Origin of the sequence: Geminicoccus harenae (assembly GCF_019800005.1) — a bacterium.
GTDB classification, from domain to species: domain Bacteria; phylum Pseudomonadota; class Alphaproteobacteria; order Geminicoccales; family Geminicoccaceae; genus Geminicoccus; species Geminicoccus harenae.
Genome location: NZ_JABGCL010000105.1, coordinates 1 through 2,465 on the forward strand (window position 1 = coordinate 1; position 2,465 = coordinate 2,465).

A 2,465-nucleotide genomic window follows, 5' to 3' on the forward strand; every position below is an offset into this window, starting at 1 on the left:
GGCCGGCCATGGGGCAGATGCGGCTCGATCCGCGCCCAGGCCGCGTCCGACAGCCAGTACAGATGTGCCATCCGCCATACCCTCCTCAGCCTGCGTCCCTGATCAGCCGACTAAAAGCCATGAAGCTGCAGAAGGTTGTTTGAGTTCCCTACCTAGCGGAACAGCTCGAGCTGCGGCGGGGTGGTGGCCGGCTGGCGCCCCTGGGCCAGCTGGTCGAGGTACCAGAGCACGGCCGGGACCATCTCCACGTCGTAGGGTTTCTTGATCAGGCCGATCGCCACGTCCCGATGCGCCCGGGCGTGCCGCACGTCGGCGCTGATGAACAGGCTCGGCGTGTGATGGGATGCTTGCAACGCGCGGGCCAAGGCAGCGCCGTCGTCGCCGTCCTGCAGGGTGAGGTTGACCAGCGCCAGCTCAGGTGCCTGCCCGTCGATCGCCCGATACGCCTCCGCGATGGTGGCGGCCGGCCCCAGCACCTGGTGCCCGGCCGCGATCAGCGCCTGCTCCAAGGTGAGCGCGATCAGCGGCTCGTCCTCGGCGATCAGAATGACCAAGAATTTCTCCTGGACGGCCGCGGACCCATCCAGGGTCCAACGGCCGCCGATCTCTACCACCCGGGCGAATGTCCCCGGTCCGGCGGGCTGGGGGGACCAGATCGTCAACAGAGCCCCGGCGACGGCGAACGCGGTCAGGGTGGCGCCGATCCAAGCGATCATCTCGATGATGGGCATGGAACCTCCGGCCAACACCGGACAATAGGCCCATTACCGACGTGTACCCAGGTTATTCTGCAGCTCGGCGTGAATGGCTCCCATTCACCCCCAACCCATGCTCCCACCCCGACCGGTCATAATACCGCGCCAAATATCATGGTATACTGGATTGGTTCCATCCTGAAGTACGCTTTTGTGGGCTTTCTAGCGGCGCATTGTCCTCCGCTTGCTCATCTGTGCCTTGCTCAGAACTCTCCGTTCCCGCTGGCCAAAACTCGTCAGCCTGATCGGCGAAAGCGGGCATGGTTGGGCTCTTGCAACAATGAGTGGCCCATGGACGTACGAACGTCCTCTCCGCCTATCGCTGGCCTGGCGGTTCGACCGCGTCGGCCAGCACCCGCGCCAGAGTGCAGATGGCTTCCTGATGGCGGCGGTTCGGTATCGCGATGAAGTTGCGGGCCAGCTCCAGCAGCATCCGCTGCTGCGGCGACGGAGAAAGATCCCCAGCGCCAGTCAGGCCTTCGAAGAAGAACCCGACCTCCACGCCCAGCGCCTGAGCAACCTGGCAAAGACGGCCGGCGGCGATCCGGTTGGCGCCCTTTCCGTACTTATGCGCTTGCTGATAACTGACCCCGATGATGTCGGCCATCTGCTGCTGGGTGAGCCCGAGCATGACGCGCCGGATGCGCATGCGCTCACCGACATGCCGGTCGATATCCGGCCCTCGGCCGTGGACAGGCATGGGGACAATCTTCCCCTTCATCATCATCTCCAAGCCAGATGTTGACCATGCAGCAGCCTCGCCAATGGCGTTTGGGGGCTTATGCCCCATGGGCGGATCGTTCTTGCGCACCCATGTCGGTCTGTCCGGCTGCCGCATGAGCCTCTGCCGCTGTAGACCACGCCATGCCATGGCAGTGCCGCAGGAGGAGGCCACCTGCCCGATGCGGACCGACCGGTTCTTATGGGCCTTTCAGCCTGCCGGCATGCGAGGACGGCTCACCTCCGCCGGGATTGCGCCCGGACGGACAAGGCCCAACAGCAAGCTTGGAACACCGCTACCATCAGGATGGCGGCCAGGAAGATCGCGATCTTCGGCATGCTCATTATTCCTCTGCGACCATATAAATATAACCAGAATCACAATAAGATGAGCAAGAAACAATTCCATCAACTAGATGGATACCAGATATATACATCATCAATAGCTGGTGTGCAGGATCATCATAAACATTCATTGCTTGTTCATCAAGCTGATTCATTTGCATTATCTGGGTAACCATGCGTGACACTGCAGATCTTTCCCCGGACGCGGTCATTCTTGCCATAGCAAAGTCATCCTACGACCTGCAATCGACCTTCCGGCTCGCTCATCCCCTGTTGGCGCAGCACCAGCCGGGTGGCATGGCCAGCGGCCACTAGGACATGTGGTACGGCCCGTTCCTTGAGCTGGATCGGCTCGGCCAGCGCTACCACGCGCAGCTGCTCTAGCCGCGTGGCCACAGTCGGGCCGGCGGCCAGGGGCGATGGCGGCAAGCCGCGTAATAGTGAGGTTGCCAAGATGGCCGGATGACCGGCATGGCCAAGAAGTGGGGAGAAAGTTGCTCGCTGCCGGGATCGGCATTGCGTCAAGATGACCGCGTACAGCTTGGACAGCCTCAGCCGGCAGCGACGGCCACCACTCAGGTGATGGACCGGCTCCGCTGGGTGATGCCCAGCGCGCAGCACTGCTCCAGCACGGCATCGCCTACC

The 2,465-nt window shown here is 62.6% G+C and carries 3 protein-coding genes; all 3 read right to left on the bottom strand.

Annotated features, from left to right (window positions below):
• Nucleotides 1-152 precede the first annotated feature (152 nt).
• Nucleotides 153-731: a response regulator gene (locus HLA95_RS26910; protein WP_191061805.1), complete on the bottom strand. Its 579-nt coding sequence runs from the start codon at nt 729-731 to the stop codon at nt 153-155.
• A gap of 340 nt (nt 732-1,071) precedes the next feature.
• Nucleotides 1,072-1,482: a helix-turn-helix domain-containing protein gene (locus tag HLA95_RS26915; protein WP_191061806.1), complete on the bottom strand. Its 411-nt coding sequence runs from the start codon at nt 1,480-1,482 to the stop codon at nt 1,072-1,074.
• Between the two features lie 566 nt (nt 1,483-2,048).
• The gene (locus HLA95_RS26920; protein ID WP_222185072.1) at nt 2,049-2,216 is read right to left on the bottom strand and encodes a hypothetical protein; all 168 of its coding nucleotides are present in this window, start codon (nt 2,214-2,216) and stop codon (nt 2,049-2,051) included.
• Nucleotides 2,217-2,465: the final 249 nt, after the last annotated feature.